13 protein-coding genes are annotated in these 15,917 nt (G+C 58.3%); 5 read left to right on the top strand and 8 right to left on the bottom strand.

The genetic code is table 11. From position 1 onward, the window contains the following. Positions 1–53: 53 nt before the first annotated feature. Positions 54–908 carry a helix-turn-helix domain-containing protein gene (locus tag VB144_08540; protein ID MEA4883688.1) on the bottom strand — a complete coding sequence of 285 codons (855 nt, stop codon included), beginning with the start codon at positions 906–908 and terminating at the stop codon, positions 54–56. 148 nt (positions 909–1,056) lie between these two features. On the opposite strand from VB144_08540, the gene VB144_08535 reads away from it, so the two are divergent. The 5 genes from VB144_08535 to VB144_08515 all read left to right on the top strand — a co-directional run bounded on the left by VB144_08535 (position 1,057) and on the right by VB144_08515 (position 6,928). Further along, positions 1,057–2,439, top strand: coding sequence for a PocR ligand-binding domain-containing protein (locus tag VB144_08535; protein ID MEA4883687.1), 1,383 nt, complete (start codon positions 1,057–1,059; stop codon positions 2,437–2,439). 127 nt (positions 2,440–2,566) lie between these two features. Further along, positions 2,567–3,184, top strand: coding sequence for a corrinoid protein (locus tag VB144_08530; GenBank protein MEA4883686.1), 618 nt, complete (start codon positions 2,567–2,569; stop codon positions 3,182–3,184). A gap of 22 nt (positions 3,185–3,206) precedes the next feature. Beyond that, entirely contained in the window at positions 3,207–4,184 is a 978-nt protein-coding gene (locus VB144_08525) for a uroporphyrinogen decarboxylase family protein (GenBank protein MEA4883685.1), read from the top strand. Beyond that, entirely contained in the window at positions 4,181–6,166 is a 1,986-nt protein-coding gene (locus VB144_08520; GenBank protein ID MEA4883684.1) for an ASKHA domain-containing protein, read from the top strand. The genes VB144_08525 and VB144_08520 overlap by 4 nt, the downstream gene beginning before the upstream one ends. 15 nt (positions 6,167–6,181) lie before the next feature. Then, entirely contained in the window at positions 6,182–6,928 is a 747-nt protein-coding gene (locus VB144_08515; GenBank protein MEA4883683.1) for a vitamin B12 dependent-methionine synthase activation domain-containing protein, read from the top strand. Between the two features lie 14 nt (positions 6,929–6,942). Here the strand turns inward: VB144_08515 and VB144_08510 are convergent, their stop codons facing one another. From VB144_08510 to VB144_08480, 7 genes are all read right to left on the bottom strand, one after another. Continuing rightward, positions 6,943–7,860 carry an ABC transporter permease gene (locus tag VB144_08510; GenBank protein ID MEA4883682.1) on the bottom strand — a complete coding sequence of 306 codons (918 nt, stop codon included), beginning with the start codon at positions 7,858–7,860 and terminating at the stop codon, positions 6,943–6,945. Next, complete coding sequence (locus tag VB144_08505; GenBank protein MEA4883681.1) at positions 7,860–8,408, bottom strand: hypothetical protein; 549 nt, start codon at positions 8,406–8,408, stop codon at positions 7,860–7,862. Before VB144_08505 ends, VB144_08510 begins: the two co-directional genes overlap by 1 nt. 72 nt (positions 8,409–8,480) lie before the next feature. Beyond that, on the bottom strand, positions 8,481–9,467 hold the full coding sequence (locus VB144_08500) for an ornithine carbamoyltransferase (GenBank protein MEA4883680.1): 987 nt from the start codon (positions 9,465–9,467) through the stop codon (positions 8,481–8,483). Between the two features lie 40 nt (positions 9,468–9,507). After that, entirely contained in the window at positions 9,508–10,716 is a 1,209-nt protein-coding gene (locus VB144_08495; GenBank protein ID MEA4883679.1) for a YgeY family selenium metabolism-linked hydrolase, read from the bottom strand. Positions 10,717–10,744: 28 nt separating this feature from the next. Then, entirely contained in the window at positions 10,745–12,136 is a 1,392-nt protein-coding gene (locus VB144_08490) for a pyridoxal-phosphate dependent enzyme (protein MEA4883678.1), read from the bottom strand. Positions 12,137–12,478: 342 nt separating this feature from the next. After that, on the bottom strand, positions 12,479–14,329 hold the full coding sequence (locus tag VB144_08485) for a sigma 54-interacting transcriptional regulator (GenBank protein MEA4883677.1): 1,851 nt from the start codon (positions 14,327–14,329) through the stop codon (positions 12,479–12,481). A gap of 795 nt (positions 14,330–15,124) precedes the next feature. Further along, entirely contained in the window at positions 15,125–15,868 is a 744-nt protein-coding gene (locus tag VB144_08480; GenBank protein MEA4883676.1) for an amidohydrolase family protein, read from the bottom strand. Between the last annotated feature and the right edge of the window lie 49 nt (positions 15,869–15,917).

The following is a 15,917-nucleotide window of genomic DNA, read 5'->3' as shown; positions in this document are numbered from 1 at the left end:
CGAGAGGCTGGGAATCGTCGACAGGGAAGCTGCTGCGCGTTCCCCCGTCTTCACTATCGTCCATCCATGGGGACAGGCGTAGGCAGGTCCAGCTGTCCAAGGGATAGCTTCCTGTGTTGATCCTCGATTACCCGCATATAGTCGTCGCCCGAGTGTATATGCTCCGCTAGGTCGCCTATACCCGACTTCAACTGCGCAAGATGCAGTATGTCGAGTATGACATGCTCAACAGTCATCTGAACGATGATCGGATTGGATGTCACTATCCCCAAATCGGAGCCATTTCTGATGTCGCCCAAGAGCACCGTTCGGCAATCGGCCGCAACGACAATCCGCCTGTTGGGCCACTTGTGCCTTATGATACTCTCGTCGAGCCCATACTCGTGGATGCTCCCCACGTTGAAAGGCACCTTGGTATGGCAGAAGATGATTACATGCTTGCCGGCTCGGTGCGCATCCTCCAGATCCTGCCGAATAGGCGCACAGTCGCTTCCCCAGGCGGACACCACAACTTCCACCATTGCGTTGCGGATAAGATCCCGCGCCTTCCGGATCGTGTCATCATAGCCCGACACTCCCAGAATGTACGCCTCCTCGTTCACTCCGGCGGCGAGCTTGCTGAGGCCGCGTTCCAGATTGCCTAGATTCGATTCGTAAGTCTCACGAAATCCCTTTACAAGCTGCGACGGAGGCAGCGGGGCATACATCACCGGGTCGGAATCGACCGGGAGGAGGTATCCCTTTTCCACGAGCCTGTCGAGGACACCATACACCACCGATCTGGTAATCCCAGACCTCTTGCTTATCTCATAGCCGTTCGCTGGCCCTTCGCGTACAAGGGCGTAGTATGCCTTGGCCTCATTCAGCGAAAGGCCCATTCCCTGTAGAGCATCGACCAATCCAATCACGTGGCTCTTGCCTCCGAACCCCAAATAGGGTAGTAGTAATATTGATCACTACTATTCTATTGGTACTGTCGTGCCGGTGTCAACGGCACGCGCGACACCACACTCGGAAAGGCAGCTTCGATGAGGCAGCCAAGGGAGGTGGAGAGGTCTGACGAATCTGAGCGATGTTCTGGAAGAGCCGACTCTGGAGCGCATCCTCCGTTCCTTCACTGAGGCGACGGGGATGGTCGCCAGGGTAATCGGCGCTTCAGGCGAACCGGTGATGGCGCCGCGCGACTGGGAGCATTGTTCCCTCTGCAGACTAGTGCGATCCTCGCAGGAGGGCCGGGACAGATGCTCCCGTTCGTATGCTCGCGCGGGCCGGGAGGCCGAGAACCTCGGAGACCTCTACGTGTTCCAATGCCATGCTGGGCTGGTGTGTTGGGCGGCGCCTCTCGTGGCAGACGAAACCGCCCTTGGCGGCGGCCTGCTTGGGTCCATCGTATGCGGACAGGTCATCATGTGGGAGCCTGACGACTACTTCGTTCAGGACGTGTCCGCCCGCACGGCCGACCTCTGCATCGACAGAATCCGCCTAGCGGAAGCAGTAGGCGAAATCGAGCACGTTTCCACTGTAAGAGTGCAGGCAGCTGCGGAACTGCTGTTCGCGGCAGCTTCCCACGTTGTTCAGTCGAACGACCTCGCACTGCGTCAGAGAAACGAGATCTACAGGCAGCAACGGCTGCTGGGAGAGGAGATACAGGAGCGCAAACGGCTTGAGAAGGCCTGCTGCACCTGGGGAATGTACTCCCCTCGCAGAGAGCGCGATCTGATGCGCGCAGTCCGCGCAAGGCAGCGTTCAGAAGCGAAGCGAATCCTCAATACCATGCTCGCCGACATCTTCCTCACTGAGCCCACCCGAATCGATATCATCAAAGCACGACTCTTGGAACTCGCCGTATTCCTGGCCAGAGCGGCTGTGGAGGCAGGAGCAGACCCAGAGCGCATCCTAGGGCTCAACTACGAGTCAGTAGGACTGCTTTCGCGCTGTGCGGTGTTCGAGGAATTGTGTGCCTGGATCGTTCGCGTGCTCGACGAGTTCCTCACTGCAGTCCCAGATGCAGCCGACAGCACCCGTGGCGGGCGCGAATCGGAAACGAGGGCGGCGGTTGGAACAGGACACAACCGCCACAACAATACTGACGCCGGGTGCGCACACGTAAGCAAGGGTGTAATCCGAGAGTGTGCCGCCTTCATGCGCCGCAACTTCTCCAACAAACTCTCGGTGGCCGACGTAGCCTCCTACGTCTGCCTCAGCCCATCCCATCTCAGCCACCTGTTCAAGCAGGAAACGGGCACATCCGTCATGGATTACCTCACAGCGATGCGCATTGAAGAGGCGAAGCATCTGCTGACCGTGGCAGGATGTGGAATTGCAGAAGTAGCGGAGAGGACTGGCTTTCAGGACCCTGCCCACTTCAGCAGGTGTTTCAAACGGGCGGAAGGGCTGTCTCCGCGAGACTACCGCAAACGGATGATTTCAGCAGGATAGTGCATGAAACCACAGATGTGTCCATGGAAACAGTCACTGTAATGCTCTAAGCTAGCATTGGACACTCGAGTTGGCAAAGATCACTGACCATTGACGGGAGGTTGTTCTGTTGTTCGACTACAGCGAAATGTGCGCGGCGCTTGATGCGGGAAACGCGCCGAAGGTGAAGGAGATCACCGAGAAGGCGCTCGCAGATGGCGTTGATGTTCAGGAGATTCTGAATGAAGGCCTGATTGCTCCGATGTTGGTCGTTGGCGCCAAGTTCAAGAGGAACGAGATCTACGTCCCTGAGGTGATGGTGGCCGCACGGGCGATGTATGCGGGGCTGAACCTAATCAGGCCGATCCTGGCGAAGACGGGAGCTTCATTTGCCGGCAAGCTCGTAATCGGCACTGTCAAGGGCGATCTTCACGACATCGGCAAGAACCTTGTTAAGATGATGTTCGAAGGCGCTGGGTTCGAAGTGATTGACCTGGGCACTGATGTGCCGCCTGGCAAGTTCGTTGATGCCGTGAAGAACGAGAGGCCCGACATTCTGGGGATGTCCGCCCTTCTCACAACGACAATGCCCGCCATGAAAGCTACCATTGAATCCCTGAAGGTTGCAGGCCTGAGGGACCAGGTCAAGGTGATCATAGGCGGCGCACCAGTTACAGACCGCTACTCCAAGGAGATCGGTGCGGACGGCTACTCTCCAGATGCAAGCTCGGCAGTTGACCTGGCGCGACTGCTCGTTCACGCGTGACGCGCGGAAAGGAGGCAGCTCAATGAGGCTCATTGATCTGGTGCGATCATCAGAGCGGCGACTTGTCGTGCCCCTGCTGGGCTACCCTGGGGCACGCCTCACCGGCTCCTCTCTCAAGCAGAACGAGTTCAACCCCGGTCTGCACGCCAGGACCGTGGCCCGGGCTGCAGAGCGGTTCTCTCCCGATGCGATCTTCTTTATGATGGATCTTTCCCTAGAAGCGGGGGCCCTCGGCCTTCCTGTGAGATACCCTCCGTTCGAATCGCCAACGGTGGAAGAGCACCCAGTGACCCAGGTGACCGATCTTGCCCTTCTGAATGCTCTCGATCCTATGGACGATGCCAGGATAGCAGCATATGTCAAGACGATGGAACTGATGAGCCGCAGCATCTCGATCCCGAAAGCCGGATACATAACTGGACCGTTCACCCTGGCCGGTCTGCTCATGGGCGCCTCGGAGCTTGCGGTCGCCACCATCACCGATCCCGAGCTCGTTCATGGTACAGTGAGATTCTGCCAGAACCTGTGCATCAGGTATGCCCGGGCCCTGGCTGACGCCGGAGCCGACATGGTCGCAATCCTCGAACCCACAGCCACGTTCCTATCCCCCAGATCTTTCCATGAATTCTGTGGAACGTACGTCAAGGAACTCATCGCCTCTCCCGGAATGGCCGACATTATGGTCTTACACATATGCGGCGACACCACGCACCTCCTGCGCGAGATGTGTTCAACAGGTGCACAGGGGCTATCCCTCGATTCCCCGGTGGACTTCCCGGCAGCGGCCAGGGTGGTTGACCCAGAGGTCGTGCTGATCGGCAACGTCGATCCAGTCGGCGTCATGGTGCAGCAGGACCCGGAGAACGTGGCTCGGGCAGTGCGCGCATTGCTTGACTCCATGGCGGAACGTGATAACTTCATACTCAGCACCGGTTGCGACCTCCCCTATGAGACCCCGCACGAGAACATCGACGCATTCATGATGGAGGGACGGCATTGACCTCTGTTCGAATCGTAGGACGCGCCGCGCAGCCAAGCGCACATACCGAGATCTGCGCAATTGCAGAACCAGGCGCCTTGCTGCTCGACATATTGAGGCGTGCGGGTGTGGGCGTGTATGCCCCGTGCGCCGGTCGAGGAGTGTGCGGTAGATGCAAGGTATCAGCGACTGGCGGACTCTCGGCTCCGACCGACGCTGAGCGAGAATTGCTCACCGAGGCTGAACTCGCCGGCGGCGTGCGTCTCGCGTGCCAGGCAGCAATCGCGGGCGACTCCGAAGTGATCATAGGCGCCGCCGGCCCAGATATTGAGCGTTCTGCCTTCGTGCTTCTGCACGGAGACCCGGCCCTGGCAGAGGGCGGAGCGAATGCCGCTCCGTCTGCTGACGCCCGAACGGCATTCGAACCTCGGGTGACGATGCGCGATGTCCTGATCGACCTGGAGAAGCCAGCCGCCTCCGACTGGGAACGCGTCGCGTCGGCGTTCAACGCCGGCCAGGGCGTATTGCCCCTCATCAGGCGAGCGGCTCAGGCCTTCTCAGGCACGGGAAGCACGGGCGCCCTGCGGCTGCACGGAGTATCCGTAGATGGCCAGCTGATCGATGTGGCGGAGACAGCAGCCGCGGGCGCCGCTTGCACATCCGCCGCCTGCACATCCGCCTGCACGTCCGCTGTACGCGCCTCCGCCTATGGGATCGCACTTGATATCGGCACTACCACCCTCGTGGCGTATCTCATCGATCTGTCCTCTGGCCACATTGTGGGCGCAACGGGAACGCTGAATCCGCAATCCAGGCATGGCGCTGACCTCATCTCGCGCATCGCCTACTCCGAGAGCCCCGGCGGCCTCGCTGAGTTGCGTTCGGAGGCAGTTGACGCAATCGACAGCCTCATAGCCAGGCTCGCCTCACAAGCAGGGGTGAGCAGTAAGCAGATCTACCTCACGGGAGCCGTTGGGAACACCTGCATGCACCATCTGTTCCTAGGCATCGCACCCGGCAGGCTAGCAAGGCTTCCATACGCTCCGGCGGCGATTGACTGTGGACTCATGTCACCGCTTGATGTGGGTGTTCACTCGGTGAACCCCCTTGGACGTTTCTTCTTTCTCCCGAACATAGCCGGATTCGTCGGCTCCGACGCACTTGCCGCAGCAGTAGCAGCGGGCGTCCACGAGCACTCACGCCCCATGCTCCTTATCGACATCGGCACTAATGGTGAGATACTGCTCGCGGCGAATGGACGAGTGCTTGCCTGCTCCACTGCAGCCGGGCCGGCCTTTGAGGGGGTAAGCATCTCGTGCGGGATGATCGCCTCCGATGGGGCCATCGACTGGGCTGGGCTGCGCAAGCCGCGCACTTCAGACAGGCATCTGCCGCATCTGCAGACGGACGCAGGCATTGAGCTGCACGTGATCGGCGGCGGAGAACCAATCGGGGTGTGCGGATCGGGGTTAGTGAGCCTGGTGGCTGCACTGCGCGAAGCAGGTTTGATCCTGGGCAATGGCGCCTACGCCCAGGGCGCTGGCGACAAGCGGCTCGTAGACGGACCCGGCGGCGCTCGATTCATCCTGAAGCTAGCGAAGGAGAGCACACCCGAGGTGGCCCTCACCCAGCGCGATGTTCGGGAGCTGCAGCTCGCAAAGGGAGCAATCAGGGCAGGCGCAGAGATCCTGCTTGCGCAGGCGGGAATTGGAGCGGGCGATCTTGAGCGAGTAGTCCTCGCAGGCGCCTTCGGCACATACCTGGATAACCGGGCTGCAGTGGCCATAGGCCTTCTGCCGGCCGCTCAACGCGCCAGGATCGAGTCGATCGGAAACGCGGCAGGGGAAGGAGCGGCACTAGCAGTCGCGAACAGCGTCTTCTACCGCGAGGCGCTCCGCCTTGCGCGCGTAATCGAGCACATCGAGTTAAGCGCGGATCCTAGGTTCATGGAAGTCTTCACCGACTGCATGACCTTTGAAGCCCAGTCCCACGTTCCACTATGAAAGGCTGTCACAACAATGATAGAGCCATACGCTGACTGCCGAATCATACATATGCAGGCTACTGCTATTCCGCCTGAAGAGGTGCTCGCCGCCATCGGCGGCGAGTCATCCGGCGCTGCGCTTCAATCAGTGCTCCAATCCATCGAAGAGGCCAACGTCGCAATCTCCGCAGGGCTCGCAACGCCCATGCTCATCTCAACGGTCAGCAGGATTACCGCCATCACGCGTGACTCGATAAGCCTAGCAGGGGGCTTCGACATCTCATGTTCAGGCCCATTGCTTCAAGGGGCAACACACTTAGCCATCGGCATCGGAACCATAGGCCCGAACCTGGAGCACAGAGTGCAGGAGGTGTTCGCCTCGGGCGACCCCCTCGCCGCAGTCGTCCTCGACACGATGGGCACTATTCTCCTTCGTCGCATGACAGGCGAGTTCCGAGCGGTCTGCGCCAGACGCGCGGAAGCGGAACGCCTCCAGGTTGACATAGGCCCCAGGCTCGCGCCTGGGTGCCATGCCATCCCCATAGAGTCCCAGGCAGTGCTGTTCTCGCTGCTCGACGCCCGCAGAATCGGAGTCACACTGTCCTCCTCGTTCATGATGAGCCCGCTCAAGTCGGTGTCAGTCATGTTTCCCATGGGCCCGACGCTCCCAGAAAGGCTCAGAGCCTATAGCATGTGCGATGTGTGCGTCCATAGAGAGAAGTGCGAAACCATCTCGCGGAGGACTCAAGCAGCATGTCCGCCCGGTCAAGCCTTAGCTTAGCGCCTGCTTCGTTCCTAGCTCCGTTCCTTCACGTACGGGACTCCCAGATACGCGGGCACGTTGAACTGCTTCCTGGTTATCGTAGCGATGATAGTCAGTATATACGGCAGTGCGATCAGAAGCTCGTTGGGCACGATCCTGATGCCAGAGGTCTGCAGCAGCACTGCCAGACTGTCTGCCAGTCCGAATATGAGTCCTCCGATCAGAGCGCCAATAGGATTCCAGTTGCCGAGGAAGCAGATTGCGAACGCGATCCACCCTCGACCGCCAATGATGTCGTCTGAGAACATACCAAGGAACCCGATTGAGTAGAACGCCCCGGCCAGGCCGTCCAGGGCACTCGAAGCGAGAACAGCCAGGAACTGCGTCCTTTCAACGTTTGTTCCCGCGGCGTCCACCGCCTCCGGGTTAGCCCCGGTCGAACGGACAACAAGCCCAAGACGGGTTCTGAACAGGATCCAGTATCCTATGGGCATCAGGGCCAGGGCCAGGTAGGTCAGGATATTCTGGTTGAACAGCGCCGGACCGATGATCGGGATCCGGGAAAGCAACGGAATGGGCATCCTCCTGAGCGAGTCGACCGTCAGGGGGATCAGAGGCACTCCGAAGAGCACCCTGTACAGGTAGACACTGATTCCCGCCGACAGGATATTGAGCGCCACGCCCGTCACGATCTGGTGCTGTTTCAGTCTCACCGTAATGTAGGCGTATACCGCGCCTACCGCGACGCCGACCGTCATGGCCATTATCAAGCCCCAGAACAGGCTCTTTGTCAGATACGCCCCGACGAAGCCTCCCCAGGCGCCCATCAGGAAGATCCCTTCGATGGCCATATTCATCACGCCGGTCCGCTCAACGAAGACCTCAGCCAGGGATCCCAGAAACAGGGGAGTGCTCATCTGCAGTGCTCTTGCCAGAAGGCCAGTGATCATCATACGCTCTCCTCCCCTTTCACCAGGTCTCTCTTGCGCTGGGCCAGGATGATCTTCTTTTGGACGAAGTACGACAGAACCACAAAGAGCATCACGAAGCCTTCCATGATCCCGATGATGCTAGATGGAATGGTGGTCGTCTGCGTCAGCAGGTTTCCACCCACCTTGAGCGCCCCGAACAGCAGGCCGGAGAGCACAATTCCTAGAGGGTGAGCGTTGCCCAGGATGGCTATCCCTATCCCCTCCGAGCCCAGCACCGGGTTGAACCCCTGGACGGCCATGTGCTGGATGCCATTGACCTCCATGAACCCGGCCAGGCCGGCAAACGCTCCGCTGATCAGGAAGACGATCACGAATATCTTCTTCTCGTCGATTCCCGCATACCGGGCAGCGCTCCGGTTCATGCCCACAGCCCGGATTTTGAAGCCAAGGCTGGTCCGCCAGAGAATCACATACGCCAGCAGGGCCGCCGCCAGAGCCACGAAAAACCCCCAGTGGAAACGGGTCCCCGGCATCAGGGACTGGATCCATGCCGACTCCGGTATCACATAAGCTTGACCTACGAAGCTTGCACCTTACCTGAATGCTCTGTAGTGTGCTTGCCGCTACCCCTCCTCTCGCTATCTTCCCCCCATGGTAAGCGCCATGACGGCCTTTGCTGTGTGAAGCCTGTTCTCTGCCTCATCGTAGATGGCTGAGTGAGGCCCGTCGATCACGGCGTCCTCTACTTCGTTGAGGCGGTCGGCAGGCAGGGCGTGCATGTATAGTGAATCCTTCGCCGTCAGCGCCATCCGGGCGCTGGTGCACTTCCAGCCCTTGTTCGCTTCGAGAAGCGAGTCAACCACTGCCGTGCTCTCGTTGGTCACCCAGCTGCCCCAGTTCTTGGGGAATACGACGTCGGCATCTCGATAGGCTTCTTCCTGGTCATGAGTTATCCTGAAGGATCCGCCGTGGGCGCCAGCGTTCTTCCTGGCCTTCTCGATTACCCAGTCGGGCAGATCGTATCCCTCTGGATAGGCAAGCGTGACATCGATTCCGTATCTCGGGAAGAGAAGGACCTGGCTCACAGGAACGGAGATGGGCTTCTTGTGGGTTGTGGCGTACGCCCATATCACGGAGACTTTAAGGTTCCTGGTGTTCCTGCCCTTCTTCTCCTGGATCGCCATCAGGTCTGCAATGGCCTGAAGTGGGTGATACAGATCGTCCTGCATGCTGATGATGGGGACTGTCGAAGCCTTCGCCATGTCGCGAAGATACGTATTCCCCTGCTTCCAGAAGCAGTTCCTGCAGGCTATGGCGTGGCCCATTCTCGAGAGGATGACTGCCGTATCCTTGGCGACTTCGCCGTGCGCGATCTGCATGTTGCTGGCATCGAGGAAGTGGGCATGTCCGCCCAACTGCGTAATGCCGGCTTCCATTGAGTTTCGAGTGCGCGTAGACTGCTCAAAGAACATGAGGAACACGGTCTTGCGCGGCAGGTAATCTGTGGGCCTGTCCATGGCAAAATCGCGCTTCAGCTCATACGACACATCCAGAAGCGTATCGATCTCCTCAAGCGACCATTCCTCCAAGGTGATGAAGTGTTTTCCCCTGAAAATCGTCTGCATTGCTCAAATTCCTCCATACACAGTTCTTCTGCCTGGATCGTCAGGCGGTTTTCGAGGTATAGAGCAAGGGAATCATCGCGTACATGGCAGTCGCTTTCACCAGTTCGTCCTTCCAGGTCCTCTCGTTGGGAGCATGGGCCTGATCCTCGTGCCCGGGGCCGAATCCTATACAAGGGATATCGTATCGCCCCATGATGGACACTGCATTGGTGGAAAATGTCCATTTGTCCACGAGGGGATCCTTCTGGAATAGACCACGGTAGGCATCGACTAGCGTCTCACAGACCATGTGGTCGCCGGGAAGGACCCAGGTCGGGAAGAAGCACTCTGTGGGATACACCAGACCTGTATATGACGGCTGGTCGTACCCGTACATCGACACCTCGGCCTTTCCTTCCTTAACTGCCGGAAGATTCCTTATCTGCTCGAGAGCCATTTCCCACGTCTCCCCGTCTGTTAACCGGCGGTCGACGGAGATCCAGCACCCGTCAGCAACTGCGCACCTGGAAGGCGAGCTGAAGAAGACCTCGGATACGGTCAGGCTCCCTTTGCCCAGGAACGAATCTACATGAAGGTTCTCGTTTAGGGCACGCAGTTCCTGAAGGATGGGGGCGATCTTGTAGATCGCGTTGTCGCCCCGCTCAGGAGCGGATCCGTGGCAGCTTATGCCCTTAGTCGTCACCTTTATCTCCATACGTCCACGCTGCCCACGGTAGATGTTCAGTGATGTCGGCTCGGTAATCACGGCGAAGTCGGGCCGAATTCCGCCATCGTGGATGAGGTATTGCCAACAGAGGCCATCGCAGTCCTCTTCCTGAACGGTTCCGGTCACCAGGAAAGTATAGTCGCCCTCAAGGCCCAGATCCTTGATTATCTTGCCGGCATACACCATCGAGGCCATGCCGCCCCTCTGATCGCTGGCGCCTCTGCCCATGATGATGTTCTCGTCCTCGTATCCCTTGTACGGATCGACTTCCCAGAGGCTTGGGTCTCCAATGCCAACGGTGTCAACGTGTGCGTCCATCGCTATCAGGGTCTTGCCAGTTCCAATGCGTCCGAGGATGTTGCCCATAGGATCGATCTCGATCTTGTCGAAACCTACGGCCTCCATTTCCTCTCCGATCCGCTGGATCACTGCCTTCTCCTGACAGCTTTCACCTGGTATCGCGACCATGTCGCGCAGGAATCCGGAGATCTGCTTTCGGTATCCTTCTGCTTGATCCAATGCTTTCTCGAAAGGGAAGCTAATCGTGATCACTCCTCTCTCATCACCGCTCTCATGACCGCTTTCGCGCTTGGCAAAGGCGGTCGTTGATATCAAGGACTTTACTCCGCTCTTCAGCCCACCAGGCCTGGCTTCTCTGCGCGTTCAGCTCAGCAACTGTCTTGCCCTGTTGCTCAACCCAGGTGTAGTACTTGAGGTTGAACCATCTATCGCGATTGTTAACAGTTCCCTCTTGAATGTAGTCAAGCTTGGCGCTCCGGAAGATGCCTGACAAGCGGGCTTCTGCCTTGCCTGCATCCATCTTGCCGAATTTGTCATCCAATGCGCTCATCACCGAATGGTAACGATCTATGGTGTCGGTAAGCACAGTGACCACGTTTTCGCTGCTGGTCATCCTGTAGTGCTTAGCTGTCTTGATCGCGCCCAGAACGTTGCATACACCTGAGATGCCAAACAAGGTGGACATCTCGCGTACAGTCTCTTCTGGGATTCCTGCATTCTGCGCCAGATACTCCATGCCCACAGGATCTGTCAGCAGTTGCAGGCCCCACTTGCTCTCCATATCATCGATGCACATGAGGCAATCCATGTTCATAACGTTGTGAATCCATGTGGCGTGCTTGTCGCCAATGCCTTGGATGTCGTGGTCGCCGTATCCGTTGTTGAAAAGGGTCGGGCACTGAATCGGCTCAAGGCCGACTATGCGATGTTCGGGGAAGACCTCTTTCAGCCTATCGCCTGCGGCTATGGTGCCTCCAGAGCCCATCGCCGAGACGAACGCCGCGCACCTGCCGTTGCCTATTCCGCGCTTTGCGAGATCGGCAACAAGTTCAACTGCGGTATTGCCCGTGACGTAGTAGTGGAATCTGTAGTTGCCCATCACTTCGAACTGGTTGAGCACCCGTATCTCGGGTTGGCGCTTAAGCTCCCAGCACTTATCGTATATCTCTTTCACGCTGGATTCACAGCCCGTTGTCTTGATGTACCTTGCCCCGTATCCTTCGATCTTCTGGAAACGCTCCGCGCTCATCAGTTCAGGAAGAATCACCAAGGAGTCGTAGCCCATGCGGGGCCCCACCCAGGCGCCGCCTATTCCGTAATTGCCTGTGGACGGGAACACCACTGTGTGCTCACCTGGAGTGATCTCCCCATTGAGCTGTTTTTCGACCGTAACCGTGTACGTTGCCCCCACCTTGTGTGAACCCGTGGGGAAGTCCCGACCGTACAGAGCTATGATGTTGGCATCTACTCCGGTCAGTTTTTTGGGAATGACAACGTAACACGGCTTCCCATCCGGCCGCTTCCAGGTGATATTGTACAGGTTGATCTCGTTGAGCGGATCGCTCTCCCTTGCTGCGAGAGCCTGCTTCCGGATCTGAGGGTCGATCTTGTCGGGATGCAGCATCTCCTCGAATGTCGGTCCCCATACCATCCTCCGAGACATGCAACTTCCTCCTATAAGGCTTGGCAGGCTTCCTCAAAGCGCCACTCACGATACGCCTGCCATCCATGTTGTTACATCGCGCCTGTGCATTCGATCTGATAAGACATGCAATTTCCACGCCATGCCACATCTAGACCACAAGTTCGACAACACCCGCGTTTAGCTGGGCAGTTATCACTGTCGAAATAGCGAGGCTTCTGACGTCAAGGAACGCCGCCTATCATGTTGATAGTAATATCTGCCTGCGAGGGTAGAGTCAAAGTGCGTCAAATGCGCGATATGCTGGCGGCATTGTTGCGAAAGAACCACTGATAATGAAACCCATCACATTGATAGGCGCTGCTATCGTTTTGCGGCATGGACTCCCGGGATGCCATAGCGAGCCATTTTCCGATAAAGGGTGGCAATGCCGATTCCCAGTTCGCGCGCCGCCTGTTGCTTGCCACGGTAGCTGTACCCGTATCGCCCCAGGGTTTTTTCTATCAGGCGCGCCTCCATGTCGTCAATGCCCGCATGGCCGCGCAACTTCCTCGAGACGCTCGATGCCCTGGTGCGAATCGTCTCTGGCAAACTCCGTTCATGAATGATGGATGTACTCTCGATGTTGGCGGCATGCTCGATTGTGTTCTCAAGCTCGCGGACATTGCCGGGCCACCAGTAGCTCTCGAACAACCTAGCCACGCTGGGTTCCATCCCCTCGATCTTCTTGTTGAGCAAGGCGGCATGCTTTCGGATGAAGTAGCGTGCCAAGAGCGGAGTGTCTCCTTCTCTGTCGCGCAGCGGCGGGACCTGCAAAGGTATTACGTTCAAACGGAAATACAGGTCCTCGCGAAACTCTCTGCAAGCGATCTTCCCTTCGAGGTCCTGATTGCTGGCGGCCATGAGTCGCACATCGATGGGCCTTGACCGAGTGCCTCCAACACGCTCCACTTCCCAGCCTTCGAGCACTCTGAGCAGCTTCGCCTGGAGATGGATGGGCATCTCGCCTATTTCATCGAGAAAGATCGTCCCCCCGTCGGCGAGTTCGAACTTTCCAGGTTTGCCGCCTTTTCTCGCGCCTGTGAATGCTCCTTCTTCGTACCCGAAAAGCTCGCTCTCGAGGAGAGTATCTGGAATCGCGGCGCAGTTCACCGCGACAAACGGCCGGTCAGCACGGCCGCTCGCATTGTGTATTCCCCTTGCGAGCAGCTCCTTCCCGGCGCCGCTTTCTCCTGTTATCAGGATGTTGGACTTGCCTCCCGCCACCTTGAGCGCCTTCTCCTTGATGAGCTGGATCGCAGGGCTCTCCCCGATGATGTCGTTGAGCGTGAATACCTTCACGGCATTCGTCAAGTTGTAGGCCCAGCGGTGGAGTTCTCCCAGCGGACGGATCACCGCCATAGCACCGTAGATAAGCCCTCCCGATGCCAACGGCGTAGCGGATACGAGATAGGGTTTCTCGACTCCCCCGAAACTGAGAAACATCTCCTTCTCCTCGAACCCTTCCTTGGTTCTGAGAGTGCTTTCCAAGAACCCCAGTTCCTCAGTGCTGCAGACCATGCGTTTCTCCCGCTGGGCAGCACTGAAGCCATCGCCATCAGGGATATTCAGAAGCCGGCCTGCCGGGACGTTGTAATGGACCAGCCTTCCATTCTGATCTACAGCCAGCACCGGGTCGGCCATCCGATCGAGCAGCGCAGCGACCTCTTGAGCAGCGCGCCGCTCCTGTTCCAACAGAGCGTGCTCTCGAATCTTGCTTGCAAGCAGACCGGCCATATGTTCGATGAAGTTCTTGTGACACTCAAGCCTGTCCAGCAGCCTGGCGCGCTGGGATTGGTCGAAGCAGACCAGCCCGATGACGCCTACAATATCGCCTTCAACGGCTATCGGTGCAGAAAGCTCCGCCTTCTCGTCGCAACTACCGTACTTGGAACACAGGCCACAAATGGGTTCCAGACCGGGCCTGGTTACAATTGTGCCCTGACCAGTTCTGAGGACTTGCCGATACACTGCGCCTTCGTGTTCGAGTGAATGCCCTACGCGGAGACGGTACTTGCCAGTTCCAGCTATCCGAAGCAGGTTCTTGTCGACAATTTCCACTTCCAGACCTACTACGGCCGCTATGGCATCGCATGCCTTCTGCGCATCTTCTGCAAGGCCAGCGAGTTCAGGCGCTTGCTCTTGGGCGTCCCCAGTACGCCTATTGGCGGACATCCCACACACCCCCACCGAGCACATATGTGATCGATTGCGTCAACATGCTGCATCCTTCGCGTATCAGTACTGTAGTGCCGATTTCTCCACTTGATGCTTCATTCCTTCTCAAAGCGATATGCACCCAGAGCATGCCGATTGCTCCCGCTTGCATAGCTGGTCCCTACAGCGGCGCAGATCTGCCATGAGCTGCAGGAGCCCTGGTTCGACCGTGGGCTCTGCAAGCAGCGTGATGGTCCCCGGCTGCATCCCCGCGCCGCCTGACGAGGGGCGACCGAGCACTGGAGCGATAATGTCGAGGAATCCAGCAGTGAGACGAGCTCAATGTCGATGGAATCGACATTGAGAAGCCCGCGATGTCGATGAAACCAGCATTGAGATCCTCCAAACGTGCGTTCCGGCGAGATTGGCGACACTGCGCGCGAGAGGGCGGGATCATGGCACACTGTGGCGCGGCTTACTTGCAGCTAGACGCGTTTTCGGAAATCGCCCGCGCGCGTCATGGAATCTGCGCGAACCTCGACCGCGGAAGTCGGACCGTCAATGTCCAATTGAGTGGCATTGAGCGCGCGACAATGCTGGTTTGGCCGACATTGACAGCCTGCGGGACCGGAAGCTTGAGAACCACGGAGCCGCATCAGCGGCTGTAAGCGGCGTGCGAGACGTTGCCTTCCACGATGCCAAGGCAATGCCTCAGGTACAGAGTACCTAACGAGCTCAGGGCTGCAGCGAAAACCGAGCAACTGAACGCCCAAGGGTGCTGAACATGGGCCGCGAGATGGCGGAACCCATGATCTACAGCCTGAACAGCCTCTCGGCATTCCCCCACAGAACCGCCTCTCGTTCTGCCTGCGTGAGGCGCTGTTCGATGATTGGGCGACCCCGATCCTGCGCATAGTGGGATGCCCCTCCCAGCGGAGCATCAGTGCCCCAGAGCACACGGCCAGCGCCCAGCCGCGATATGGCCTCTAGGATGTCCTCAGGCGCAGCCCAGCTTGTATCGAGGTACAGATTCGGATGGGCCTCGGCCGCCTCAATCGCCTCTCCTGCAGGTCCCATTAGGTTCATATGTGCAAGCACGATCGGAACGCACGGGTGTGCCAAGGCTACAGCATCGAAGAACGCCGGAGCGCTGTACTCATCGGAAGCACTATGGAACAGAGCCGCAGTGCGCGTGTTTAGGCACAAATCCAGGTAGGGATTCAGCGCAGGAGAGTCTGCCCGGTATTGGCCAGCCGTGGGATGGAACTTCAGCCCCTTGAAGCCCAGATCAAGCAGGTCCAATACATCATCTGGCGACATAACATCGGGGCTCACCCAAACAAGCGGCGCAAGTTGTGGATATTCGGCTGCAATCCGCGTCATTTCGCGGTTCGCCTCGATGGGCTCGGCGATGGCGCCGATGTGCGACACGATAGCCAAGTCAACCCCAGCTGCCGCCATCTGGGAAACCAGTTCACGAGGCGTATAGTGCTGGACCGAACGGTTCACTCGGTCGTAGAACTCCCCCACATGGACATGACTGTCACACACCTTCACTAGCGCCAGTCTCCCCTCTCTACTCGTAAACTACTGTCAACAGCGCCCC

The sequence above is a fragment of the Clostridia bacterium genome (assembly GCA_034926675.1).
In the GTDB taxonomy this organism is placed as follows: domain Bacteria; phylum Bacillota; class DTU025; order DTU025; family DTU025; genus JAYFQW01.
The sequence above is the reverse complement of the archived record's forward strand: the minus strand, read 5'-3'. Positions and strand labels throughout refer to the sequence as shown.